30 protein-coding genes are annotated in these 24,763 nt (G+C 42.9%); 26 read left to right on the top strand and 4 right to left on the bottom strand.

Translation table 11 applies throughout. The features are described 5' to 3' along the window. Positions 1 to 3: 3 nt before the first annotated feature. The 18 genes from cobK to NR125_RS15990 all read left to right on the top strand — a co-directional run bounded on the left by cobK (position 4) and on the right by NR125_RS15990 (position 15,959). Positions 4 to 774, top strand: a complete 771-nt coding sequence (gene cobK / locus NR125_RS16075) for a precorrin-6A reductase (protein ID WP_071158352.1) — start codon at positions 4 to 6, stop codon at positions 772 to 774. After that, positions 771 to 1,436: a precorrin-8X methylmutase gene (locus tag NR125_RS16070; protein ID WP_175502202.1), complete on the top strand. Its 666-nt coding sequence runs from the start codon at positions 771 to 773 to the stop codon at positions 1,434 to 1,436. The genes cobK and NR125_RS16070 overlap by 4 nt, the downstream gene beginning before the upstream one ends. Beyond that, positions 1,411 to 2,547, top strand: a complete 1,137-nt coding sequence (locus tag NR125_RS16065; RefSeq protein WP_256815697.1) for a cobalt-precorrin-5B (C(1))-methyltransferase — start codon at positions 1,411 to 1,413, stop codon at positions 2,545 to 2,547. The genes NR125_RS16070 and NR125_RS16065 overlap by 26 nt, the downstream gene beginning before the upstream one ends. Continuing rightward, on the top strand, positions 2,522 to 3,715 hold the full coding sequence (locus tag NR125_RS16060) for a bifunctional cobalt-precorrin-7 (C(5))-methyltransferase/cobalt-precorrin-6B (C(15))-methyltransferase (protein ID WP_009334113.1): 1,194 nt from the start codon (positions 2,522 to 2,524) through the stop codon (positions 3,713 to 3,715). Before NR125_RS16065 ends, NR125_RS16060 begins: the two co-directional genes overlap by 26 nt. After that, positions 3,716 to 4,420, top strand: coding sequence for a precorrin-2 C(20)-methyltransferase (gene cobI, locus NR125_RS16055; protein WP_009334115.1), 705 nt, complete (start codon positions 3,716 to 3,718; stop codon positions 4,418 to 4,420). It begins immediately after the preceding gene. Continuing rightward, the gene (cobM, locus tag NR125_RS16050) at positions 4,417 to 5,199 is read left to right on the top strand and encodes a precorrin-4 C(11)-methyltransferase (RefSeq protein WP_071158350.1); all 783 of its coding nucleotides are present in this window, start codon (positions 4,417 to 4,419) and stop codon (positions 5,197 to 5,199) included. Before cobI ends, cobM begins: the two co-directional genes overlap by 4 nt. Then, entirely contained in the window at positions 5,192 to 6,328 is a 1,137-nt protein-coding gene (locus tag NR125_RS16045) for a cobalt-precorrin 5A hydrolase (RefSeq protein ID WP_256815696.1), read from the top strand. The genes cobM and NR125_RS16045 overlap by 8 nt, the downstream gene beginning before the upstream one ends. Further along, positions 6,325 to 7,710, top strand: coding sequence for a cobyrinic acid a,c-diamide synthase CobB (locus NR125_RS16040; protein ID WP_019383383.1), 1,386 nt, complete (start codon positions 6,325 to 6,327; stop codon positions 7,708 to 7,710). Before NR125_RS16045 ends, NR125_RS16040 begins: the two co-directional genes overlap by 4 nt. Beyond that, entirely contained in the window at positions 7,679 to 8,308 is a 630-nt protein-coding gene (locus tag NR125_RS16035) for a precorrin-2 dehydrogenase/sirohydrochlorin ferrochelatase family protein (protein WP_071158346.1), read from the top strand. The genes NR125_RS16040 and NR125_RS16035 overlap by 32 nt, the downstream gene beginning before the upstream one ends. Next, the gene (cobA, locus tag NR125_RS16030) at positions 8,305 to 9,066 is read left to right on the top strand and encodes a uroporphyrinogen-III C-methyltransferase (protein WP_071158344.1); all 762 of its coding nucleotides are present in this window, start codon (positions 8,305 to 8,307) and stop codon (positions 9,064 to 9,066) included. The genes NR125_RS16035 and cobA overlap by 4 nt, the downstream gene beginning before the upstream one ends. Beyond that, complete coding sequence (locus NR125_RS16025) at positions 9,060 to 9,614, top strand: nitroreductase family protein (protein ID WP_009334121.1); 555 nt, start codon at positions 9,060 to 9,062, stop codon at positions 9,612 to 9,614. Before cobA ends, NR125_RS16025 begins: the two co-directional genes overlap by 7 nt. Before the next feature lie 13 nt (positions 9,615 to 9,627). Beyond that, positions 9,628 to 10,167, top strand: a complete 540-nt coding sequence (locus NR125_RS16020; RefSeq protein WP_071158342.1) for a cob(I)yrinic acid a,c-diamide adenosyltransferase — start codon at positions 9,628 to 9,630, stop codon at positions 10,165 to 10,167. Positions 10,168 to 10,231: 64 nt separating this feature from the next. Then, positions 10,232 to 11,068, top strand: coding sequence for a class I SAM-dependent methyltransferase (locus NR125_RS16015; protein WP_071158340.1), 837 nt, complete (start codon positions 10,232 to 10,234; stop codon positions 11,066 to 11,068). After that, positions 11,065 to 12,105: a FecCD family ABC transporter permease gene (locus tag NR125_RS16010; protein ID WP_034296895.1), complete on the top strand. Its 1,041-nt coding sequence runs from the start codon at positions 11,065 to 11,067 to the stop codon at positions 12,103 to 12,105. Before NR125_RS16015 ends, NR125_RS16010 begins: the two co-directional genes overlap by 4 nt. Before the next feature lie 2 nt (positions 12,106 to 12,107). Beyond that, on the top strand, positions 12,108 to 12,872 hold the full coding sequence (locus NR125_RS16005; RefSeq protein WP_019383386.1) for an ABC transporter ATP-binding protein: 765 nt from the start codon (positions 12,108 to 12,110) through the stop codon (positions 12,870 to 12,872). 23 nt (positions 12,873 to 12,895) lie between these two features. Continuing rightward, positions 12,896 to 13,882: an ABC transporter substrate-binding protein gene (locus NR125_RS16000; RefSeq protein WP_009334132.1), complete on the top strand. Its 987-nt coding sequence runs from the start codon at positions 12,896 to 12,898 to the stop codon at positions 13,880 to 13,882. Positions 13,883 to 14,121: 239 nt separating this feature from the next. Next, positions 14,122 to 15,318, top strand: coding sequence for a CbiX/SirB N-terminal domain-containing protein (locus NR125_RS15995; RefSeq protein WP_071158338.1), 1,197 nt, complete (start codon positions 14,122 to 14,124; stop codon positions 15,316 to 15,318). A 146-nt stretch (positions 15,319 to 15,464) separates the two neighbouring features. Further along, on the top strand, positions 15,465 to 15,959 hold the full coding sequence (locus NR125_RS15990) for a CBO0543 family protein (protein ID WP_256815694.1): 495 nt from the start codon (positions 15,465 to 15,467) through the stop codon (positions 15,957 to 15,959). Positions 15,960 to 16,128: 169 nt separating this feature from the next. Here the strand turns inward: NR125_RS15990 and NR125_RS15985 are convergent, their stop codons facing one another. Next, positions 16,129 to 16,710: a hypothetical protein gene (locus NR125_RS15985; RefSeq protein ID WP_071158336.1), complete on the bottom strand. Its 582-nt coding sequence runs from the start codon at positions 16,708 to 16,710 to the stop codon at positions 16,129 to 16,131. A gap of 224 nt (positions 16,711 to 16,934) precedes the next feature. Here NR125_RS15985 and NR125_RS15980 point away from each other — a divergent pair, with 224 nt between their 5' ends. Both NR125_RS15980 and NR125_RS15975 read left to right on the top strand, forming a co-directional pair. Then, on the top strand, positions 16,935 to 17,501 hold the full coding sequence (locus NR125_RS15980) for an MOSC domain-containing protein (protein ID WP_009334140.1): 567 nt from the start codon (positions 16,935 to 16,937) through the stop codon (positions 17,499 to 17,501). A gap of 52 nt (positions 17,502 to 17,553) precedes the next feature. Next, complete coding sequence (locus tag NR125_RS15975) at positions 17,554 to 18,234, top strand: lysoplasmalogenase (RefSeq protein ID WP_071158334.1); 681 nt, start codon at positions 17,554 to 17,556, stop codon at positions 18,232 to 18,234. 82 nt (positions 18,235 to 18,316) lie between these two features. Here NR125_RS15975 and NR125_RS15970 read toward each other — a convergent pair whose 3' ends face one another. Further along, the gene (locus tag NR125_RS15970) at positions 18,317 to 18,895 is read right to left on the bottom strand and encodes a CBO0543 family protein (RefSeq protein WP_019383393.1); all 579 of its coding nucleotides are present in this window, start codon (positions 18,893 to 18,895) and stop codon (positions 18,317 to 18,319) included. A 206-nt stretch (positions 18,896 to 19,101) separates the two neighbouring features. Here NR125_RS15970 and NR125_RS15965 point away from each other — a divergent pair, with 206 nt between their 5' ends. The 3 genes from NR125_RS15965 (at position 19,102) to NR125_RS15955 (ending at position 21,138) form a co-directional block, all read left to right on the top strand. Beyond that, entirely contained in the window at positions 19,102 to 19,656 is a 555-nt protein-coding gene (locus NR125_RS15965) for a DUF3231 family protein (RefSeq protein ID WP_009334146.1), read from the top strand. Between the two features lie 119 nt (positions 19,657 to 19,775). Next, the gene (locus NR125_RS15960; RefSeq protein WP_226280733.1) at positions 19,776 to 19,976 is read left to right on the top strand and encodes a M20/M25/M40 family metallo-hydrolase; all 201 of its coding nucleotides are present in this window, start codon (positions 19,776 to 19,778) and stop codon (positions 19,974 to 19,976) included. 145 nt (positions 19,977 to 20,121) lie between these two features. Then, positions 20,122 to 21,138 (top strand): DUF3231 family protein, encoded by a 1,017-nt coding sequence (locus NR125_RS15955; protein WP_009334150.1) that lies wholly within the window; start codon positions 20,122 to 20,124, stop codon positions 21,136 to 21,138. A 458-nt stretch (positions 21,139 to 21,596) separates the two neighbouring features. Here NR125_RS15955 and NR125_RS15945 read toward each other — a convergent pair whose 3' ends face one another. Next, positions 21,597 to 22,004 (bottom strand): periplasmic substrate-binding domain-containing protein, encoded by a 408-nt coding sequence (locus NR125_RS15945; RefSeq protein ID WP_232292507.1) that lies wholly within the window; start codon positions 22,002 to 22,004, stop codon positions 21,597 to 21,599. Positions 22,005 to 22,613: 609 nt separating this feature from the next. Between NR125_RS15945 and NR125_RS15940 the strand changes: the two genes are divergently transcribed. Genes NR125_RS15940 through NR125_RS15930 form a run of 3 tightly spaced genes read left to right on the top strand, consistent with a single transcriptional unit; the run spans position 22,614 to position 24,168 of the window. Beyond that, entirely contained in the window at positions 22,614 to 23,096 is a 483-nt protein-coding gene (locus NR125_RS15940; RefSeq protein WP_009334154.1) for a DUF2975 domain-containing protein, read from the top strand. A 9-nt stretch (positions 23,097 to 23,105) separates the two neighbouring features. Then, the gene (locus tag NR125_RS15935; RefSeq protein WP_009334156.1) at positions 23,106 to 23,321 is read left to right on the top strand and encodes a helix-turn-helix domain-containing protein; all 216 of its coding nucleotides are present in this window, start codon (positions 23,106 to 23,108) and stop codon (positions 23,319 to 23,321) included. Between the two features lie 58 nt (positions 23,322 to 23,379). Further along, a complete protein-coding gene (locus tag NR125_RS15930; RefSeq protein ID WP_026041845.1) occupies positions 23,380 to 24,168 on the top strand; it encodes a DUF817 domain-containing protein in 789 nt (262 codons plus the stop codon). Between the two features lie 62 nt (positions 24,169 to 24,230). On the opposite strand, the gene NR125_RS15925 is transcribed toward NR125_RS15930, so the two are convergent. Beyond that, positions 24,231 to 24,722 carry a CBO0543 family protein gene (locus NR125_RS15925; protein ID WP_009334158.1) on the bottom strand — a complete coding sequence of 164 codons (492 nt, stop codon included), beginning with the start codon at positions 24,720 to 24,722 and terminating at the stop codon, positions 24,231 to 24,233. Between the last annotated feature and the right edge of the window lie 41 nt (positions 24,723 to 24,763).

Raw genomic sequence — 24,763 nt, 5'->3', positions numbered from 1 at the left:
CTTATGATTTTATTTTTAGCAGGCACAAGTGATGCGAGAGCATTAGCTATTCAATTGAAAAATCAAGGTTATCCCTTATTGGCAACCGTTGTCACAGAATCGGCAGCTGACAGTTTGAAGGCTGAAGGCATTGCTTGTAAAGTGGGACGGCTGTCAGAAAATGACATGATTGAATTGATTCAGATGCAAGAGATGACCACTGTGATTGACGCAAGTCACCCTTATGCGGACGAAGCGTCAAAAACGGCAATGGCAGCAGCCAAAGCATGCAGCATTCCTTACATACGTTACGAAAGGCCAAATGAACAGTTTACCTCACCGCTCATAACTGAAGCCGAAAGTTATGAGGAAGCAGCAAAATTGGCTCAATCGCATAAAGGAACGATTATGCTGACAACCGGCAGCAAAACGCTGGAAATCTTCACAAAATATTTAATGCGTGATGATATCCGGCTTGTATGCAGGATGCTTCCAAACATGGGAAATATGGAAAAATGCCAAAAGCTTGGGGTTAAACAAAAGGATATTATTGCGATTCAGGGGCCATTTTCTGAGTCATTAAACAAAGCTCTTTGTGAGCAATATGAAGTGACCCTGATGATTACAAAAGAAAGCGGCAAAGTGGGATCGGTGGATGAAAAAATGACCGCTGCTCTGGAATTGGGGATTCCTGTTATTTTGATTAAGCGGCCACCGCTCGTATATGAAAACTTCTGCACTTCTTTCGAAGAAGTGATTCAAAGATTGGGAGGGCTTTACACATGGCAAACATGAACTTTAATACAACATTTGTACCGGTAACGGTAGATCCGGATAAAATTTATGATCACAGCTTCGCAATTATTAAAGAGGAGATGGGCGAGCATCCATTTACAGACGAGCAGTGGCTGGTGGTTCGGCGTGTCATCCATGCCTCGGCAGATTTCGAGCTGGGCAGAAGCATGATTTTTACACGGGATGCTATTGATGCAGGTGTTCAATCCATTTTAGCGGGCCGTCATGTCGTGGCAGATGTACAAATGATTGAAAGCGGGTCAGGACGCAAGCGATTCCAAAAGCATGGCGGGGACCTGCATTGCTATATTGCGGATGAAGATGTTGCAAAGGAAGCGAAGGCCCAGGGAACAACACGTGCGATCATTTCCATGCAAAAAGCTGTGAGTCTGCATGAAGGAGGAATCTATGCCATCGGCAATGCGCCAACAGCGCTCCTGGAATTGATTCGTCTAGTGAAAGAAGGGCTCGCGAAACCAGACTTGATTATTGGCATGCCAGTCGGCTTTGTATCAGCGGCAGAGTCCAAAGCCGAGCTGGCCGTGCTTGAAGGGATCCCATTTATTACGAATGCAGGGAGAAAGGGTGGCAGTACAGTGACGGTCGCTGCGCTGAATGCCATTTCGATAATGGCGGATGAACGGGCAAAAGCAGCGAAATAAAAAAGATCCATCCCAAATGCGGCACGGCTACACGACAGGTGCCTGTGCCGCAGCCATGACAAAGGCAGCACTGCAGGCACTAGTGACCGGAGAGGTGCCAAATGAAGTTACGATTTATCTGCCAGTTGGCCAGTATGCCACTTTTAAAGTGACGGCATTTGATCGTGCAGATGGCCGGGTCATGTGCGAAACGATCAAAGACGCAGGGGACGACCCGGACGCCACACATCAGGCACGAATTCAAAGTACAGTGACTTATGCCAAGGAAGAAGGCATCCATTTAGATGGAGGGATCGGTGTAGGACGAGTCACGAAAGCAGGGTTGCCAGTAGCGGTCGGGCAGGCAGCGATTAACCCTGTGCCGAGAAAAATGATCCATGGTGTCGTCCAGGAAGCAATGGATAAATATAAAGTAAATCGGGGCATTGAAGTAGTCATTTCGGTTCCGGACGGTGTAGAAATTGCAGAAAAAACATTGAATGGCCGATTAGGCATTATTGGAGGAATCTCGATTTTAGGTACACGGGGAACGGTGGTGCCATTTTCCAGTTCCGCCTATATGGCAAGTATCGCTCAGGCGATCAATGTCGCAAAAGAAGCAGGATGTGAGCATTTAGTCATTACAACAGGCGGACGCAGTGAAAAATTTGCCATGAAGCAATATCCGCATTTGCCGGAAGAAGCCTTTATCGAGATGGGCGATTTTGTCGGTTTTACTTTAAAGAATATAGCAAGGAAGAAGTTTCCCAAAGTCTCTCTTGTAGGGATGATGGGGAAATTTTCAAAAGTTGCACAGGGAGTTATGATGGTCCACTCGAAAAGTGCACCAGTCAGTTTCGAATTTTTAGCAGGTATGGCCAATAAAGTGGGTGTCAGTGAGGAAATTCAGCAGGACATTTTACAGGCAAATACGGCATCACAGGTTGGTGAAATCCTTCAGGGAAACGAAGCATTCTTTGAATCCCTTTGCCGAAACTGCTGCTATTATGCACTGAATCATATGAACGCAAGCATCAAAGTATCGACAACTCTGTATGCCATGAATGGAAGCTGTCTAGGAAAGGCTGAGAATATTGACAAATTGGATGAAGATGATTGGTATCGGGGATAATGGCGCAGAAGGATTGCTCCCCCCATACATAGACTGGATTCATGAATGTGATGTCCTGGTCGGCGGGGAACGTCATTTGCAATTCTTCCCGGAATTTACTGGAGAGAAAAAAGTAATCAAAGGCGGCTTGTCGGCATTAACGGCTGACCTGCAGCAAGAAAAACGCAATACAGTTATTTTGGTATCAGGTGATCCGCTGTTTTACGGGCTTGGCGGTGTATTGGCGAAAAAGCTTCCATTGGAGATTTATCCTTATACAAGCTCTGTTCAGCTCGCTTTTTCGAAAATGCAGGAAAGCTGGCAGGATGCGTATATTGTCAGCCTGCATGGCCGTTCTATTAAAGGCTTTGCCCAAAGAATCGACGGGCGGAAAAAGATTGCTATTTTAACAGACGAAAAAAATTCTCCGCAGGCCATTTCAACGTATTTAAAGAAGTTCGGCATGACGGAGTATGATGCCTTTGTTGCTGAAAACCTGCAGGGGGAAGATGAGCGCTGCCGCTTTTTCACTTTGGATGAAATGGAGCAATCATCTTTTTATCCATTAAATGTGGTGATTTTAAAGCAGCGTGTGGCAGTAGAGCGTGCCTCACTGGGAATTCCGGATGATAGGTTCGTACAGAGAAAGCCGGATAAAGGCTTGATTACGAAAAAGGAGATCAGGACTCTTTGTATTCAGGAGCTGAAGCTAAAGGAAAACAGCATCGTCTGGGATATTGGAACCTGTACAGGCTCCGTTGCGATTGAGGCAGCGAAAATAGCCCGGGAAGGGGCCGTGTATGCGATTGAAAAGAATGAGGGCGACCTGGAGAATTGCCTGGAAAATCAATTAAAACATCGGACAGATTTCACGGCCGTCCTTGGAAAGGCGCCTGAGAGGCTGGATGAATTTCCTGATCCGAATGCGATTTTTATTGGCGGAAATGGCGGGAATATGGAGCTTTTATTGCAATCATGCCTTTCAAGGCTGCAGCCGAATGGCCGGCTCGTGATGAATATTGCCACAATCGAAAATCTCGCAGAAGCGATGAAGCATTTGAAAAATATGGGCTGTGAAGTATCCGTATTGCAGGCACAGATTTCAAAAAGCAAGCCAATCCTGCATTTAACACGCTTCGAACCGTTAAATCCCATTTTTATTGTGACTGCAAAGAAAGGAAAGAACTAAATGACAATCGGAACTTTATATGGATTAGGAGTCGGGCCGGGAGATCCGGAATTAATCACGGTAAAAGCATTCCGCAAATTGCAGGAAAGCCCGGTCATTGCTTATCCCAAAAAATTAAGAGGCAGTAAATCCTACGCCCATCGCATTGTAGACATGTATATAAATCCCGAAGAAAAAGAAATGCTTGGTTTGGTTTTTCCAATGACAAAAGACGAAGAGACATTAAGGGCTGAGTGGACAAAATCCGCAAAAGCTATTTATGGCTTTCTGTCTCAGGGAAAAGATGTGGCATTCGTGACGGAAGGGGATCCGATGCTGTTCAGCACCTTTATCCATTTAATGAAGCTGATGCAGACAATGCATCCTGAAGTTCCGATTGAAACGGTAGCTGGCATCTCGTCCTTTAATGGTTCTGTTAATCGCTTGGGAATTGCCCTGGCTGATGGTGATGACCATGTCGCGATGATTCCGGCAACCGGGAATATGGAGGAAATGCGGCGGGTGATTGAAACTCATGATGCGATTGTTTTCATTAAAGTAGCGAAAGTATTGGACGATATGCTGAATCTATTGGAAGAAATGGATTTACTGGACAAAACACATGTTGTAACAAAGGTTACATCTGACGAAGAGGTCATATGGAATGTCCATGAGCTCCGAGGAGCTGAGTTAAATTACTTGTCATGTATGGTGGTGCGCAAATGAAGAAAATTTGGATTATCGGAGCGGGACCTGGAGATCCCGATTTAATTACGGTAAAAGGCTTAAAGCTATTAAAAGAAGCCGATGTTGTCATGTATACCGACTCTCTTGTCAGCGAGACATTAGTGGCGGAAGCCAAGGAGTCGGCAGAGATTATCCGCACTGCCGGGATGCATCTTGAAGAAATGGTGGATTGCATTGCTGAACGAGTCAATGCTGGTAAAACGGTTGTACGTCTGCATACAGGCGACCCGGCCATGTACGGGGCAACGATGGAGCAAGTGGCGTTATTGAAACAGCACGATATCAGCTGTGAAGTAGTACCAGGCGTCAGTTCTGTTTTTGCCTCCGCAGCGGCAGTAGGGGCAGAGCTGACCATTCCGGATTTAACGCAAACTCTTATATTAACAAGGGCTGAAGGGCGGACACCAGTGCCGGAGCGTGAAAAATTACAGGCATTGGCCAGCCATCACTGTACAATCGCGATGTTTCTAAGTGCGACCTTAACAAAGAAAATCACAAAGGAACTGCAGGCAGCCGGATGGGCAGACAATACACCAGTTGCGGTTGTGCAGCGTGCTTCCTGGCCGGATCAGAAAATTATCCGCACCACACTGTCTGAGCTGGACGAAGCGATGCGTGTCAACGGCATCCGCAAGCATGCGATGATTCTGGCAGGCTGGGCATTGGACCCGCATATCCATGAAAAAGAATACCGCTCGAAGCTATATGACAAAACATTCACACATGGCTTCCGCAAAGGTGTGACGGCGAATGATTAGTTTGCGCGAAGGTGAAATTCCGGTAATTGAAAAGCGCAAACCCTATGCCCTTGTTGCCATTACAAAGCATGGGGTTGCGCATGCAAGAAGCTATACGGAAAAATTCCCGTATGCAGACCTTTATTATATGAAAAAATTCGAACAGGGCGATGAAGAAGTACGGCAAATTCAGTTATTTGATGGCACGGTCCGCCTATTATTGCCCGTATTATTCCAGCAGTATAAAGGGATTATCTGCATCATTTCCCTTGGTGCTGTCGTCCGCATGATTGCCCCGCTTCTGATCGATAAAAAGAAAGACCCTGCCGTGCTGGTGGTTGATGATAAAGGCCAGTATGTCATCAGCGTTTTATCCGGCCATATTGGCGGTGCCAATGCATTAACACATGAATTTGCCCATGCGATTGGGGCGGCGCCCGTTGTGACCACCGCATCAGATGTTCAAAAAACAATTCCCGTCGATTTATTTGGAGCCCAATTTGGGTGGGTGTGGGATAGCGAAGAAAAATTAACACCTGTCAGTGCATCGGTTGTCAATGAAGAACATGTGGCGATCGTGCAGGAAACCGGGGAGAAGAACTGGTGGACGTATGATCGGGAATTGCCGGAAAATCTAAAGATTTATCCATCAATAGAGGAAGCCATCAATGCAAAGCCGCAAGCCGCACTGCTTATTACAGATCGCCTTATGGAACCGCATGAAGAGGTGCTGCTTGAAAACGGGGTCCTGTACCGTCCCAAATCAATTGTTCTCGGCATAGGCTGCAATCGCGGAACATCAATGGCTGAGATTGAACAAGTCATTGATGAAACATTGGCAGAAATGAAGTTGAGCAAGAAAAGTGTGAAAGCCGTTGCGTCTATTAATCTAAAGAAAAACGAGGCTGGCCTGCTTGAATTAACATCTAAATATAACTGGCCGTTTGTTACATACACACCTGAAGAGCTGAATGAGACTCCGATGCAGAATCCGTCGGACACCGTCTTCAAATATACAGGCGCGTATGGGGTCAGTGAACCGGCGTCCATGAGGTATGCGAATGCGAAGGAATTGCTGCTGGAGAAAAAGAAAAGCGGCAATGTGACCATCAGCATTGCACGCGTCCACTTTGAGGAGGGAAGAGGATGAATCGATTTGTTCTGGCAGGAACAGGAAGCGGTGTCGGAAAAACAACGTTCACCATCGGTATTATGCGTGCGCTGATGAAGCGCGGGTTAAACGTACAGGGTTTTAAATGCGGTCCTGATTACATTGACCCGGCGTATCATTCAGCTGTCACGAAACGCCCTTCCCGGAATATTGATAGTTTCATGATGGACCATGATACCGTCCGCGCCATTGTCGCAAGAGCGAGCAATGATGCAGATGCAGCGATTATAGAAGGGGTGATGGGATTCTATGATGGCAAATCCCCATTATCAAATGAAGGGTCTGCAGCTCATATTAGCGAGATTACAAGCAGCCCCGTCATTTTAATTGTCAATGCCGCAAGTATGGCAAGAAGTGCGGCGGCGATTGTAAAAGGTTTTCAAATGCTTGATGAAAACTCCCATATCGTCGGTGTCATTGCCAATCAATTAGGAAGCAGAAGCCATTTTGACATTGTCAAAACAGCGATTGAACAAGAATGCGGAATTCCTGTCATTGGCTATCTCCCGAAAGGAGCTGTAGCCAAGATGCCAAGCCGTCATTTGGGGCTGGTGCCGGCCATAGAACGCGGTGATTTAGATTCCTATTTTGATAGTCTGGCAGAAGCGATTGAAGAAACAGTCGATATTGATCAGCTTCTGGAACTAACGAAAGCCCAAGTCCTGGCGGTTTCCTCTTCGATTTTTGATGCACAGCCGGAAAGACAGGAAGTACATATTGCGGTTGCCAGAGATGCGGCCTTTAATTTTTACTATGAAGAAAACTTAGAATTGCTGCGTGCCCATGGTGCCACATTGGATTTCTTCTCTCCATTGCAAAATGAAGAGGTTCCCGAAAAAGCGCAAGGGCTCTATATAGGCGGCGGTTTTCCTGAAGAGTTTGCTGAAACTTTGGCAAAAAATGAAGCAGCGAAGCTTTCCATCAAGGCCGCGCTGGAGCGGGGACTTCCAACATTGGCAGAATGCGGCGGTTTTATGTATTTAACAGAAGAAATTGCGGATCGAAAAGGACAGGCATTCCCGATGATCGGTGTGATTCCGGGCCGGGTGAGGATGCAGGATAAATTGGCTGCACTCGGATATCGGGAAATTACAGGTGTTCCGGGCAACTTCCTGATGAATGAAGGAGAGCAGGCAAAAGGGCATGAATTCCATTACTCATCATATGAAGGAGAGCTTTCATCACCGGCTTACTTTAGCAAAGGCCGCTTCCGCTCTCAGCGGGAAGGCTATTTAACTGATAATCTTGTAGCCGGCTATACACACTTTCATTTTGCATCGAATCCCCAGCTTGTGAAAAATTGGCTGGCAGCTTGTTTGGAGGCAGAACATGAATTATTTCCCGTTATTAATGAATCTTGACTATAAAAAGGTGGTCATTGTCGGTGGTGGACATGTGGCACGCCAGAAGGCAGAAGCACTCCTGCCAACGAAAGCGCAAGTTACTGTAATCAGCCCGGTGGTTACTGAAAAATTAGAGCAGTATATCCATGAAGGACTTGTGACATGGAAAGAAAAATCGTTCGAACCGGCTGATTTAGATGACGCGGCCCTGATCTTTGCCGTAACAAACGACGAAGAAGTAAACAATGCAGTGGAAGAAGCAGCACAGCATTGGCAGCTGCTCAGCCGTGCAGATGCAAAGGGCCGTATTGATTTCATTAATCCCGCAGTTGTCCGACGCGGTGAATTCGTTTTGACCGTATCAACATCTGGCGCAAGCCCCGGTCTGACCCGCAAAGTGAAGTCAGAATTAGCAGAGGAATATGGAGAGCATTATGCGCAGTATGTATCTTTTTTAAAGGAAGCCCGTCAGCGAATCTTAGTGAAGTTTACGGGGGATGAAAAAAAGCAGCTATTGGCAGAGCTTTTGGATCCTCAAGTTTTGAAGTGGGTGGAGCAAGGCGATATGCAAAAATGTGAAGCCTGGCTGCTTAAGCGTTTAGGAGAAGAGCAATGAGCGGATTTGTCTATATTGTTGGAGCTGGACCAGGTGACCCTAAACTGCTGACGATTCGCGGATTGGAGTGCATTCAGGAGGCTGATGTGATTTTATATGACCGTCTGGTGAATGCGGAAATTTTAACACATGCAAAAGAAGATGCAGAGCTGATTTACTGCGGGAAAGAGCCGGGAAGGCATGGATTGATTCAGGAAGAAATTCATCGGGTGCTGGTGGATCAGGCAAACCTGGGGAGGCAGGTGCTGCGCTTAAAGGGCGGTGACCCTTTTGTATTTGGACGCGGTGCTGAAGAAGCGGCCATTTTGCGGGAAGCGGGTATTCCCTTTGAAATTGTTCCTGGTATAACCGCCGGGATTGCTGCGCCTGCATATGCAGGGATTCCTGTGACACACCGTGATCATGCGGCAAGTTTTGCCATTGTAACAGGCCATGGCCGCGCTGAAAAGGAGCAGGACTTTTTAAAGTGGTCTGCGCTTGCTCAAATTGATACGGTCGCCTTTTATATGAGCATTGGCAATATTGCTCACATTACGAAAAGCTTAATTGCCAATGGCAAAAGCCGAACAACCCCTGCCGCTGTGATTGAATGGGGCACAACTGCCAATCAGCGGACGATTACAGGGACACTTGAAACGATTGCAGAGGATATCCAGATTCAAGGCATCTCGAATCCATCGATGATATTGGTTGGAGATGTGGTTGGAGTACGGAATCAAATTGCCTGGTTTAGAGAAAAGGAGCATGAATTATGTTAGAAGCCTTGAAAAAACGCCGTGCGATTCGAAACTTTGAATCGCGCGAAGTAGAACGAGACAAAATCGAGACATTATTAGCAGCAGCCACATATGCACCAAATGACCGTATGCGTGAACCATGGCATTTCTATGTATTACAGGGAGAAAGCTTAAAACGCTACGAGCAGGTGGCACTTGATTACTTGCAAAAGCGCTTTCCCGCGAAGCCGAATTTAGTGGAGAGTTCCATGAAAGCCATCACGAACACGCCCTTGATCATAGTCGTGACATCCGCCATTGTTGAAGGAGATGAAGGAGCGACAAAAGATAATGTCTTTGCTGTAAGCAGTGCCATCATGTCGATGTGGCTGATGGCCGAACAGCTGGGGTTAGGCATGGTATGGCGTACAAGAGGCGTTGGTTTGGTGCATGATACCGCACTGCATGATTTTATCGGTGCATCTGACGAGGAGCAATTAGTGGGGACGCTATGCATCGGCTATCCGGCAGAAGAAATTGCCTCCGAGAAAAAGCGTACACCATTTGCTGAAAAGACAACCTGGCTTTAAGGAGGAATGTTGTATGGCACAAAAAGGGATGCTGTTAGTTTATACAGGCGATGGCAAAGGAAAAACAACCGCCTCGCTTGGTGTCGTATTAAGGGCCATTGGCCGCGGCATGAAGGTTAAATACTATCAATTTATTAAATCACCGGAACGTACATATGGTGAACAGCTGGCACTAAGAAAACTTGGTGTTGAAACTGTTCAATTAGGAATCGGGTTTACATGGAAAAAAACTCCGGAGGAGCATCGACAAGCACTTGCGATCGCATGGCAGACGGTAAAACATGAACTAAAAGATGAAACAACAGATGTATTAGTGCTCGACGAACTGAATAATGCCTTGGCCATCACACGGTTTCCAATTGACGATGTGCTGCCGTTATCCGAGGTGGTAGACGCCATTCAAAACCGTCCAAAAAAGATGCATCTGGTTATCACAGGGCGTTCCGCACATCCTGCCATTCTCGAATTAGCCGATTTAGTGTCAACCATCGATGCCACCAAGCATTATTATGCCGAACAGGATGTTAAAGCCATGAAGGGGCTGGAGTTTTAAGCAGCCAGCCCGAGAATTTAGGACGCTGTATCTATTTAGGTTTTAGAAATTGAGGAGAATTTCAATGATTAAAGAATCCCCTTTGCAATACGATTTTGATAAGCTCTGGAAGGAAGGCATGCTGGACTGGCATGGCAGGATGCCGGAGCGAATGGTTGATGATGAGCTGGAAGAAGCCTTTTGGATGCAGTCCATGAAGAAAAAAAGATACAAGCAGACAGATGAGTATGCCAAAAAGATTTACGAAAAAATGAGGCCGCACATCCCGAAAGACTCTACCTGTATTGAATTAGGTCCGGGATGGGGCAACTATACATTTCCGCTCAGCCAGGATGTCAGAAGCTTAACGCTTGTCGATGGTTCAAAGAGTGTGCTCGCATACTTAAAGCAGTACTTTGAAGAGGATGGGCCTATCCAGTTTGTCCACAGCAAATGGGAAGAAGCACAATTGGAGCCGCACGATGTCGTGGTGGGGGTGAACTGCTTTTATCGGATGTATGAAATGAATGAAGCGCTGAAGAAAATGAACATGCTGGCAAAAAAGCGTGCCATTATCGGCTTAACAACAGGGCCTATTCAGCCTCATTACGTCCTATTGGATGAGCAGTTTGGCTATGACATTAAATACCCGCGCCGGGATTATATCACGATCGTCAACATGCTGTACCAGCTAGACATTTATGCAGATTGTGAAATGATAAAGCTTGAGCGGGAGCATCGTTATGATACATGGCAGCAATTAATTAATGCCCAGAGCAAGAAAATCTTATCTCCCCGGTTTGAGCAAGCACATGTGGAAGCATCCTTGGAACGATTTATTTCCAAAGAGGATGGCCAGTATGTGTACCGTTACCCTTTCCATGCAGCAATCATCAGCTGGGAGCCTGTAAAGCATATATGACTAGTGCACGATTTACATTACTGATGGCTGCACTGGCCGCGGGGCTGCTTGCTTCCATGACTTTTGCCGTGATGGTAGGATCTGTGGATATTACCCCGCGCCTTATTGGGGAAGTGCTATTCTCCAAGCTGGGTGTATTCACAGAAACAGATGCTTCCAAGGCACAAACGGTTATTATTTGGGATATACGATTCCCTCGTATTGTACTTGCGGCCATAGTAGGTGCTTCCCTGGCCATTTGCGGCGCAGCCATTCAAGCATTAGTGAAAAACTCGATAGCAGATCCTTATATTCTCGGAGTATCTTCCGGAGCATCCGTTGGAGCTGCATCTGTCATTTTACTTGGTGCATTCAGCATTTTGGGGGAGTATGCCATATCCTTGGCCGCATTCTTAGGGGCTATCCTTGCGGTCATGATTGTGTTTTTCCTAGCACGTGTCAATGGACGCCTATCGGTCATTCGTCTGCTTTTGGCAGGGATTGCGGTTTCGATGGTGTTATCCGCCATTACCAATTTTATGCTGATGATGTCCAAGCAGCAGGGCGGCATTCAAGCGGTCATGCATTGGATGCTCGGCAGTCTGGCTGGCGCGAAATGGTCCAATCTTGGCATCCCATTTTTTTCAATGCTGCTTGTTTTTATTCTGCTGCTTATGAATTATCGGCAGCTTAATGCTTTATTGCTTGGAGAGGAAACGGCCGCGACACTTGGTGTTAATCTGGACCGGTTTCGTATCTTTATCATTCTCTTTGTATCCCTTCTGACCGGTGTGGTCGTCGCGGTCAGCGGAAGCATTGGCTTTGTCGGGCTGATTATCCCTCACATCGTACGGATGATGGCAGGGTCTAATTACAAAATGGTTCTCCCGATAAGCGCCCTAATGGGTGCCATTTTCTTAGTTTGGGCCGATATGGGTGCACGTATAGTGCTGGCGCCTGAAGAAATGCCAATCGGGATTATAACCGCTATTTGCGGAAGCCCATTCTTTATCTGGATGCTTAGGCGAAAGCAATATTCTTTTGGGGACGGTGAATAAGGATGATCCAGGTCAAAAATATGTCCTTTTCAGTGCCGGACAAGCAAATTTTAAATAATATCTCTTTTTCTGTGGAACTGGGGAAATTCGTTGGCATCATTGGGCCGAATGGCAGCGGAAAATCTACGATGCTAAAAATCATTTATCGTCATTTAAAACAAACGAGCGGTTTCGTGACGTTATATGAAAAAGATATTCTCGATATCTCTCAGAAAAAGCTTGCTCAGGAGTTAGCTGTTGTCAGTCAGGAAACACCGGTGCTCTTTGATTTTACGGTAAAAGATTTAGTCATGATGGGACGGACGCCGTACAAAAAATGGCTTGCCGCTGATAACCGGGACGACTTTGCCATTGTGGAAGAAAGCATGATGCTCGCGAATGTGCTTCACCTGGAAAACCGCACATTCAGCCATTTATCCGGCGGCGAGAAAAAAAGGGTGATGCTCGCTCGCGCCCTGGCACAGCAGGCAAACATATTAATTCTGGATGAACCGACCAATCATCTGGATATTGAACATCAATATCAATTAATGGATTTAGTGAAGGATCTGCCTATCACCATTGTGGCTGCCCTTCATGATTTAAATCTGGCAGCCGGGTATTGCGATGAACTCCTTGTCATGAACGATGGAGCTCTTTATATGTCAGGGACACCTGAGCAAGTCCTTACAGAAGAGACATTAAGAGAAGTCTTCCATATGCAGGCTGGTGTTTCGAAAAACCCATTTACCAAAAAGATTCATTTATTTTTTTACACAAACGATTAAATGGAATCGAGGGACCTATAAACATGAAAATCAGCAGAATTTGGGCTTTTCTGGTCTTAGCGGCCGTATTATTATTGTCCGCATGCTCAAGCGAAAAGGCAAATACAGCAAAGGTGAAAAGTGAACAAGCGGAGCAGACGGAGAAAGTGGTTATTGAAAATGAAGGGTTTGTGAATGAATACGAAGAAGCGCCAAAGCGTGCTATATCATTAAATCAGCATGTGACTGAAATCATGCTGGCACTTGGTTTAGAAGATTCAATGGCTGGTACAGCATTTTTAGATAACGAGATTTATGAGCCACTACAGGAGGCATACGACAAAGTTCCAGTATTAGCAGAACAGTATCCATCAAAAGAGCAAGTCATATCAGAAGAAGCAGACTTTCTATATGGCGGCTGGGAAAGTGCATTCAATGAGAAAAACATTGCAACACGTGAAGAACTAAAGAAATTAGGCATTAATAGCTACTTACAATCTTCATCTGTTAAAGTGGCACCCACCCTGGAAGATATCTATGGTGACATCCGCAATATCGCAAACATTTTCCGGGTAGAAGAACGCGGTGAAAAACTAATTGCCCAAATGAACCAAGAGATTGAAGCCATAACATCACAATTGCCCAAAGTAAAAGAGCCGCTGGATGTCCTGGTTTACGACAGCGGCGAAACAGATGTATTCACCGCCACACAAAACTTCATGAACACACTTATCACAATGGCAGGCGGCCACAATGTCTTCGGGGATGTAAAAGGAAATTGGGCGACTGTCTCAAAAGAAGATGCAGTTGAACGCCAGCCTGATGTAATAGCAGTGATAGATTATGGATCAACAACTGCAGAACAAAAAATAGAATTCCTAAAAAAAGATCCGGCCTTAAGCCAGACACCTGCCGTCCAAAACGAACGCTTTGTCATCCTGCCTTTATCAGCAGCATCTGAAGGAGTTCGTGTTGGGGAAGCGCTTGAGGTTTTGGCAAAAGGTTTTTATCCGGAAGCTTTCAAAAATTAGGTTGTCAGTGGGGGTTTAGATTTCAAAATAGATTTATTCGCTGAGTTGATTGGAGCGGAGGGCACTTAACTCCTGTGGGAGCAGCGGGACAGGTGAGACCCCGCAGGCGCATGCGCCGAGGAGACTCACCGCACGCCCCGCGGAAAACAAGTGCCCGCAGCGGAAATCAACGGGCTTAATACTAAGCCTATCCAAACTTACAAGATTGAGAAACAAAATAAATAGAGGGAGGTCACCTAATGACAACCTGGAACCTAACACAAATGCAGCGTCACCTGCTCATCTGCAACGGCGCAACCTGTATGGGAGCAGGCGCAGAAGAAGTCACACAGCAAATACGCGATGAAATCCGAAAAAACCGTTTAGACGAGCATATTCATACATCCCGTACACGCTGCAATGGCCGCTGCAAAGACAAATGCGTCGTCATTGATTACCCAAAAGGAACCTGGTATTCAGTCCAGCAAGAAGAAACAGCCCGCGGCATTGTTCAAGAAGCAGTGAAAGAAGATGCAATCATTTACTCTATGGAACACGGCGAACGTAAACGCAATGAAAACCGCATAAAAGGAATTGATAAATACAAGAAAGGAAAAGGAACAATGAAAAAAGCTGTCTTATTTGTCGGGCATGGCAGCAGGATGGAGGCAGGGAATAACGAGGTCCGCCAATTCGTCGGGCAAATGAGAGACTGCATTGACCCAGCCCTTCTGGTAGAAACCTGCTTCTTGGAATTTGCATCCCCCAATATTGAAGACGGAATTCAGCTTTGTGTTGAAAAAGGGGCAGATGAAATCCATGTCATTCCCATCATCCTATTGCATGCCGGACACTCCAAACTGCACATTCCGGCAGAAATTGAACATGCCAAAGAGCATTTCCCGGATATTCAGTTCACCTATGGCCAGACGATAGGGGTTCATGAGGAAGTCCTTGAAATATTAAAAACAAGACTTGCCGAAACCGGCTTTGATGTAAATCAAACACATGAAGATACGGCTATTTTATTAATCGGACGGGGCGGCAGCGATCCATATGCCAATGCTGATTTTTATAAGATCAGCAGATTGCTGTGGGAAAAGTTAAATGTATCTGCTGTTGAATGTGCCTTCATGGGGGTTACAACCCCAACCGTCAAGGATGGGATGGAGCGCTGCATTAAACTGGGCGCTAAAAAGATCATCATGCTGCCATATTTCTTATTTACCGGCATTTTAATGGAAAGAATGAACAAAATGGCCGAACAGTTTAAAGCAAGCTATCCTCATATATCCATAGATATTGCTGAATACTTCGGATACCATCCAAAGTTGAGAACAGTGCTGCTAGAGCGTATGAATCAGGCCCTTGACGGCACTTCGACAGGAATGCAGGATCTGGAAAATTTCCGTAAGTATGCAGAAGAACATGGCTATGAGCATCATCACCATCATTAAAATGAATAATTCCTATAAGATAATTGATCCGGCTGCCAAATGGCAGCTTTATTTTTTATAAAATGCTTAGAATTAACAGGTTCAAGAATAAATAAATTCAAAATGGGTGAATTTAGTACTATCTGTAATAGAAAGGCTGATTCTCAATGGAGAAAAAATTATTGAACCTGCTTCTCGGATTGTGCATTTTTTCAGTTCCATTTTTATTTAAAGGGAAAAAAATGAGGGAGACTTTAGTTGTCTTTTTCTCGAAAGGCGTTCTTGCCACTCTTGTTGATGCCTATGTTGTTGGAACGAAAAGAGTTGAATATCCGGTCCGCCCTTTTTCAAAAATTTTTAAAACCAACGTAATTTATGATATTTTGTTTTTCCCGCTTTTAAGTGTGATTTGGGTTAAGATTTCTTACAATGACAAATTAAGAAATATCTTTCTCAAAAGTTTGATATTCAGTGTCCCAATGAGCATCGCCCAATGGTATTTTGAGAAAAACACCAGACTATTTAAGTGGAGGAAATGGTCCATTTTCCATACCTTTGGCAGTGTGAATTTTACCTTATTCACTATTAGAGGTTTTGTTGGGTTTATTAAGATATTGGATCGATTAAAGTATAATCGGAACTTAACTAAGTTAGAAGGTTAATGTTTTTTTGCATACTGCCTTACTATATCCCATAATAAAATTCATGCTGCCATTACGGCAGCATTTTTTATGTATATTGCTGATGTAAATCTTACTCCATGCAAAGTCTCAGAAACGCATCTGGTATTAATACACAACCGGAATTAATAAAAGAACACTATGATTTAAATTATCCATGATGATGGTTATTAAATTTGCGCTCTGTCCATAAGAAAACGTCCGTAATCACCTTAGCTAATATAATGACGATTAGGTAACATATAAAAAGAAAAAGATAGTTTGTGCTTCCATATAGCTTGAATAGACCGAGACCTATAAGAAGAGGCTTAAAAACAAAGGCTAAAACGGCAGAAGTCAGCACAGTATAAACATAGTAATTTTTTTTATGATTCAATGTCCATTGATAAACAAGCATAAATGTGACAGGAACGAAACTGGAGTCAAGGGAAATACCTGGAATGGCTGGAATCATAGGAAAAGGATAATTCAGCAGTCCGGAGTTTTTATTATACAAGTCGATATAGCCAAATAGCATATGAATACTATAACCATAAAACCCCATGAAAAATAATTTTCTTTTATCAATTTTGAAAAATAACACTATTAAAGGAACAATAAAAAGCATAACCATAAACCAATATTCAAAGGAATTGTAAATGCTGTATTCCACCCAGTAATCATTTAAAGCTTTTTGTCCCTCTTTACCCATTTTGACAATCTGATCGAAGTCTTTTATCCGGTTTTCCTCCACGGCGAATTAACCCCTTTTAGATACGTGTTATCTACTTCTATATTTCCTAATTTCTTATTTTAATATGTGTGATTTTATAAGGACATTGAGGAAAGACTCATTATTTTTTACTTATCGCTAATCAAACAATGTCGAACATTATGGCCTAGGGGGAAGGACTAAAAAATTCTTTATGGAATAATAAGTAACAGGAGTCTAAAGAAAAGGAAGGCTGTGTGGGATAAATGAAGGATGAAATTAAGAAATATTCACTTGTGGGTACAGTCAAAGCGGTAAGTATAAGCAAAAAGCACACTTTCAGTAAAAAAAATCAAAATATCATAAAACTGGTGAAGGGTTTTGGGATCGAAGGGGATGCCCATTTTGGTTCAACGATTAAACACCGGTCAAGAGTGGCACAAAACCCTGACCAGCCGAATCTAAGACAGGTTCATTTAATCCACAGTGAGTTATTTGAGGAGTTAGCAGACCGTTTCCATATTGAACCTGGCCAAATGGGTGAAAATATTACAACTGCCGGAATCAATCTTCTTGAACTGCCTGCTGACAGTGTTTTATTTATTGGGACATCTGCCGTTATTCAGGTAACTGGATTACGGAATCCTTGTGCTCAGATCGATCATTTTCAACCTGGTCTTTTAAAGGCTGTTATTGACCAGGATGGAGGAGGAAACTTAATAAGAAAAGCTGGAATAATGGGAGTTGTTTTGGAGGGCGGAGAAGTGAAGCCAGGTGATGAAATCCGTGTTGAATTACCGCCAAAGCCTTTTAAAAAGCTAGATCGGGTTTAATACCTGTTAATTAAAGGGCAAATTACATTCGTACACAGGGAGATGAATAGTATTGAAAAATCTGCTGATTCCTATTTTAATAGGACTGATGGCTTTCTTGTATATTTTCATTATTCCTCAAGAGCCCCTGGCAATGAAGGTCGTCTTCAAGCTGATTCCTATGGCACTAATTATTATTTATGCATTCCGTAAGCTCCCTGCCAGTCCTTCGCCGGCATTGCGTTTAGTCGTTATAGGCTTATTTTTCTGCATGCTCGGGGATGGATTCATTGCCGTGTCATTTGTTGCCGGACTTGGAGCTTTCCTGGTTGGCCATCTTTTCTATTTGACTGGATTCCTGAAAATGGCGGATATCACTAAGCTGCGGCTGGCTGCCATAATCCCGATTGGTTTATATTCCTGGCTCATTGGCCGCCAGCTGATTGCATCCATAGCTGCTGAGGGAATTGGGATGCTGATGATGCCGGTTATTGCCTACATGCTGGTCATTTCAATAATGGCTTTATCAGCCATCCTGACCGGCAGCAAATGGGCCATTGCCGGGAGCCTTTTGTTTGTGATCTCGGACTCCATTCTGTCTTGGAATATGTTTGTTTCAGGCGTTTTTTATTCAGATGTTTTCATCATGACAACTTACTACTCTGCCCAATTCCTGATTGCGTGCAGCCTTTCTTCATTTGGGAAAAGAGAGGCGACAATCACAGCAAAATCGGAAGTGATTCGGCCATTCTAAATTGATTTTATGAGATAAAAAGTACACTTTGGATGCAGAAAAGACTTTCCGATAATTAAGAAAGTCTTTTATTTATTTCATTTTACTTTCCTTCCGATTTTATCTCATCCAGCCTATGTAAACTCTCCATTCTCGTTATCCAATATCCGGCATAGTAAAGTGTGAGGAAAATGACAAAATCATATAAAGTAGACCAGCTTTTTGGATTATAAAAATCAATGGCGTTAAAGAAATTCATCCCTCCAAAAGCTGCAATGGCAGAGAAAAGAATTCCTTTTAACAAGCTATTCATTTGAGGCTTTATCTGGAGAGCAAACATTATTCCTACCGGTGCTAAAGAAAAGTGGTACGGCAAAAATAGAAATGGTGCCAGAGGAATAATGATCATAGGATAGGACCATAACCCCAAGGATAATGCTGCCAGATCTATTGTAAGAGATAAAATAATAATTAATAAACCAGCTAAGAGAAGACGCCCGGTGCTGTCTTTTTTCCTGTACTTAAACCACACCAGCCAGGGAATGATAAACAAAGCAAGTCCAAACCACCATTGCCATGTTGTAATAAAATCGTTCTTAACGATATCCGCGAATGCCGCGCTTATCTCCGTAAACTGTTCATATGCTTTTTCAGATTTTGCCAGTCCCTCTTCAAACGCCATATAATTCACCCTATCTTTTTCTAATTATTTTCAAATGGTAAATCAATTATGCCACTCTTTTAAGAATCAGGAGTTGCAAATTGCATCTATAGATCCCTCTGTTTGCTGTAAATAGGGAGAGTTTCGCTTAATATATAACAAGTGCATGTAAATCCTTGTATTTTCTTTCCGCCTCTACACAACATATATAATGAGGAGGTAAAAAGATGCCTAACGCGTTAGAAGCAATTTTTAATATGCTCAGAATTTCATTTGATAATACAAATGAACCTAAATCTCTCTTACATGTGATTGAAGTTGGAGACCTATGGAAGTATGTAACTTTAGTTGAAGAATTTATCCGGTACGAAGAAATGGGATTAAACACAACTGCTGATGATGAAGTACGGGAAATGCTGACAGATATAGTAAAGGTATGTGAAGCACAGGTGAAAAGGGTAGGCAATTTTATGAAAAACGAAGGAATTCCTTTACCTGATGTAACTTCTTCAAAGCCAAATTCAAACCCGAAAGATGTTCCTTTAGGTGTTAAGTTAACGGATGATGAAATTGCAAATGGCGTCGCCTTTAAATTAGTTACATGTTCACAAGCATGCGCAAAAGGACAGGCAGACGCTATCCGTAATGATTTAGGCCTCATGTGGACTGAATTCTTTTTAGAATGGACAGCAATAGGGGCAACTGTAAAAACATTGATGAGGAAAAGAGGATGGCTTAAAGTGCCGCCATATTACTATACTCCAGGTTCTCCACAAAGGTAAAAAATCCAACTCAAGGGGTTTGAGTTGGGTTTTTCATTTTTCGGAGGAGGTGTTTAAATAGTATTCTGCCTGAGCAGTTTGGGAAATGAGTGCTTATTAGGGAGTTTTTTAAGCCGGTAGTGAAAATTAACGGCGAGAGGAAAGGTGGAGGTTCGGATGCAGCGTATACATCCACTGAAGGCGTCCCAACTGTGGACGGCATGGGACCGCTCGGAGAATTTTCCCACAGTGAAACAGATGAGTATATCGATTTAAAAACGTTCCCGAAGCGAACGGCTTTACTGGCAAGTACGATCGAGAGGCTGAGCAAGCTTGGATAACAATGTTAACCTCCTGGCCAGGATTCAAAAAGGAGATCATTTTTATTAGAAATGGTCTCCTTTTATTTTCTTGATCTTCATTATTTTAAATAAATAGCTGACAAAAGGTAACACTAATCCAAGAAAATAACGGGAGGCAATCAAAATGGACAAGGATTCATTTAATCACCATACAAAAATTACGGCACCTGAATTAGCTACCCTCTGGTCACAATATATGAATGACAGCTTATCTCACTGCATACTGCGTTATTTTGTTCATCATGTCAAGGATGAAGACATCAAGGATGTCCTTATCTATGCACTTGATTTATCTGAACGGCATCTCCAAAAAGTAAAGGAATTTCTGACAGAAGAAAAATATCCAATACCTATTGGATTTACGGATGAAGATGTCAATCTGGAAGCTCCGCCATTGTTTACCGATACATTTATGATCATTTATATTCATATCATGTCCATTCATGGGCTAACAAGATATGCCGGTGCAATGGGAAACGCCATTCGCGAAGACCAGAGGCAATACATGATGCAAGTGATAGGGGAAACTCTTAAACTGGTCGATCGGGCATCTAATGTCTTGCTGAACAAAGGGATTCTGAGTAAGCCGCCGGTTTTTAATAATCATCAGTCTGTTGACTTTTTGGAAGAGAAAAAATATTTAACAGGGTGGCTTGGAAAACGCAGACCAATTAGCGCAGTTGAAATTAGCGGTACATATATGAATATGCAAAAGACAATGGCGAAAATTGTTCTGGAACTGGGCTTTAGTCAAGTGGCTCAATCAAAAGAGGTACGAAAATATATGGAAAGAAGCAGACATCTCTGCCATAAACACTTTGAGATCCTCTCATCAATGTTGGAAGAAGATAATTTAAACATACCGAAAACTCTTGAAACAGAAGTAACCGATTCAACTGTTCCACCCTTTTCTGACAAACTGATAATGACACATATAGCAGCACTGCTTTCATCTGCCATAGGATATTATGGTGAGGCATTGTCCATGTGCCAGAGGAGGGACTTATCAGCGAGCTACGCGCGAATGATTGCTGAGATGGGAGTATTAGCTGAAGATGGCATCAATTTATTAATCAAAAATGAATGGATGGAGCAGCCGCCCATTGCGACCGATCATGAAGAATTGGCAAAGAGAAAATGAATCCAGCCACATGATCATAAAACAGGATAAAGTCATTGAAAGTCTTTTATGGAGTATCGTTTTGCACAAGTTTTGCATGGCAAGCTTTATAAAAGAACTCTCTTTATTGTCTTGGTAGTACTGACCATATCAATTCCAATTTCAATGAAGTAATTCGTTTAAGCTTTCACGGAAAAATACAGGAAGCAATTGTTCTGACTAATTATCAATGGCTGATGCTCTATCCAGGTTTATACTTTTTTGCCATGTGGGATGCGTTAAAGAGGCAGGCTGAGGAGGAGAAAAAAACTTCTCGTAACTCCCATTTGTCTGATCAGCGGCATTTATAACAGCAGGGCTCTTGGTCCCATCAAAGTAAAGATTTGGAAATCACTCTTGGGACTATGTGGTTTCCCATGTTATGTGTTTTTCCTGGACTTCTTATGGGAATCAGCTTAAAGAGAATTTTGAATGGACAGTTATACCTGCATTTGATTCATTATGGATGAATAGCCGTCAGCCTGAGGAAATTCAAACAGAAGGGTATTGCTGTTAATGATCGTGCAGGTTGTGCCTTCAGGAAAATTCATCCAGGTGCCGGGCGGGTGAGGAGCATCCCATTTTTGCACCTCATCAAAGCTATATTTGACATTTGCAGCGGAAAGCTGCTGACCATAATGAAAATTAGTTACATGCAAACGGATCTGCATGGTATGTTCATTAAGCCATTTTATTTCTTTCGCAAGTGAAGGAATCAATCCGCCTTCCCGGTCTGCCCTGACTGGTTCTTCCATTGTATTAAACAGCACATATAGCCAATTCAGTTCCGAAAAATCCGCTGCATGAATCGTTCCTCTTGGATATTCCAGCGTGTTTTCTCCTTTCATATCCCATCTCCTTTCCCTCATATATCAATATCTATATTTGCCCTTAACTGTATGTATGTGCAGTGAGAATGATATTTGATTTAATGTCAGGAACTATCGGTTTTAATAAATGAACTAATATTTTTATGGGAGAAAGCGGTAAATTTCGTTTTTAAATCTTTTAGACCTTTATCATTCGATGAAAGCTAAATCTTTTCCCATTTCCATTCCAGGGAACTTAAGTGCCTGAACATGCTGTTATCATTTTCATTACGAATGAAAGTTACTTCTTTTCTAATGGGAACTGAAAAAGAAAGGTAGACCAACATTCCATCATTTATCTAGCAAGTTGGCAATGCAACAAATGGCCGCTGGATCATATGAACCTAACCAAACCCGTAATCAATTATAAATTCCATCTGCAGACTACTCTTTCTCAGGACCTGCTGAGCAAGCAGAGAATATTGGTAATAGAGCATTTTGAAATAAGAAATGCTCTATTTTAATTTGTTTGATTCAATGAGTAGGTTACATTTCAATAAAAATATAATAAAAAACACTAATTATTTATTGCAAAACGATAAATATTGTATTAAAATCAAACTGAAAATAAGAAGTGAGGTGTTTTTTATGGAAAAAGTAACAACATTGTTCTTAAAAATAGCCGTTTTTCTATTAGGAGTCCCAATTTTAGTTCTATGTATTTTTTTGGTGCCTGAGCTGGGGAAAGTTGCAGGTGAAATGCTGCCGAAGTTTGCTTTCCTTAAATATTGGGTTTACATCGTGTTTTATGCTTCGACGATTCCTTTTTACTTTGCGCTGTATCAGGCTTTCAAACTTTTGCGCTATATTGACGAAAATAAGGCTTTCTCAGATTTATCTGTCACAGCTTTAAAGAAAATTAAATATTGTGCCATCACCATCGCCGGATTACATGTGCTGGTACTGCCGATTTTCTATATTTTTGCAGAAATAGACGATGCCCCGGGTGTCATCTTCGTTGGCTTGCTGGTTCCTTTTGCTTCAATGGTTATAGCAGTCTTTGCGGCTGTTCTGCAAAAGCTTTTGCAAGAGGCAATTGATATAAAATCAGAAAATGATTTAACGGTCTGAGGTGAGAACATGGCTATTATTATAAATGTTGATGTGATGCTGGCAAAAAGGAAAATGAGTGTAACAGAACTCTCAGAAAGGGTAGGAATCACAATGGCAAACCTCTCTATTTTGAAAAATGGAAAGGCGAAGGCGATAAGGTTTTCAACTCTGGAGGCCATTTGTAAAGCTTTGGACTGCCAGCCTGGTGATATCCTGGAATACCGCAATGATAAGGAAGATTAATGATACAGGTGGGGGATTAAAGATGCATTTGACTATTCGGAAAGAGGAGCCACGTTCGATTCGGTCACTGAAACAGCTCTTTCGTTTTGGCTGGGAGCAGGCATTGTCCTGCTTATTTCCTGTTGTTATTTTTGCTTCTTTAGCTTTAACCAAATTCCTGCCGATGCCCATTCTGCCGAGATATGACTGGCTGCTGATTATTTGTCTCCTGATGCAGTGGTTCATGGTGCGGTCGGGGCTTGAAACGAAGGATGAATTGAAGGTTATCACTTTGTTCCATATTATTGGCCTTGCACTTGAACTATTTAAGGTCCATATGGGCTCATGGGCTTATCCGGAGGATGGCTATACCAAAGTGTTTGGAGTTCCTTTATACAGCGGTTTCATGTATGCCAGTGTAGCAAGTTATCTCTGCCAGGCGTGGAGAAGGCTGAAGGTTGACTTGATTAAGTGGCCGCCATTCCTGGCAGTAGTACCTCTTGCTGCTGCGATTTATTTGAATTTTTTCACTCACCATTATTGGATCGATATCCGATGGTGGCTGTCTGGAATGGTTCTGATTGTTTTTTGGAGATCCTGGGTCAGTTACGAGGTAGGAGGAATCCAATACCGTATGCCGCTTGCACTTTCTTTTGTGCTTATCGGATTCTTTATATGGATAGCGGAAAATATCGCAACATTCTTTGGGGCCTGGGAATACCCCAATCAGGCCGATGCATGGAGCCTCGTTCATTTGGGGAAGGTGAGTTCATGGCTTTTATTAGTGATCGTCAGCTTTCTTATAGTGGCGACGTTAAAGCAGGTTAAGGGAAAAAATTCCACAGGGGAAGCTGCTGATCACCTTTAAAACGGTTCTGAGAATGTGTTTTTTTAAGGTTGTATGTATTTGGCTGGCATCCCGATGTGTATTTATAGATAATCAAATAAATATAAATAAATAGCTGCAATAATAACCGAAAGAAATAATGCACGAAGTTTATGGACATAGTGTAAATGAATCATTGGAAACATAATGATTACAAATAAAAATGACCACCAAATATTCCATCCATTATGGTAGGATATAAAACTAAATCGGTTTGCCAGCCATTCAGCCGCCCAAAATAAGACAATCCATTTTGCATAATAGAAAATTTGCTTTTTTAGGCTGCTGGGGATATTAGATAAGAACATAAATCCAATTAAAGGGTTAATTAGGATGTTATGCAATAGATGAACACCCATCAGATTTAAAATGCCTTTTTCAAGTTCCCATAAGTGAAAATGGCTGTGTGATATAAATTCATAAATGAAGGATGCTACGGAAATGTATAGCATGGAAGGATAATATCTTTCCCAATTGTGCCAGTCACCTTTAAAATAAGCAAAGATAATGACCAGGATAACAAGGATGCAGTGCATAAGTTCACCTCATTTTTCTCATATTAGTATTGACGATATCT

It is taken from the genome of Cytobacillus sp. Bac17 (genome assembly GCF_024519925.1).
Lineage (GTDB): Bacteria > Bacillota > Bacilli > Bacillales > Cytobacillaceae > Cytobacillus > Cytobacillus pseudoceanisediminis.
Note: the sequence above shows the minus strand (reverse complement) of the source record. Positions and strands in the feature narration are given on the sequence as shown.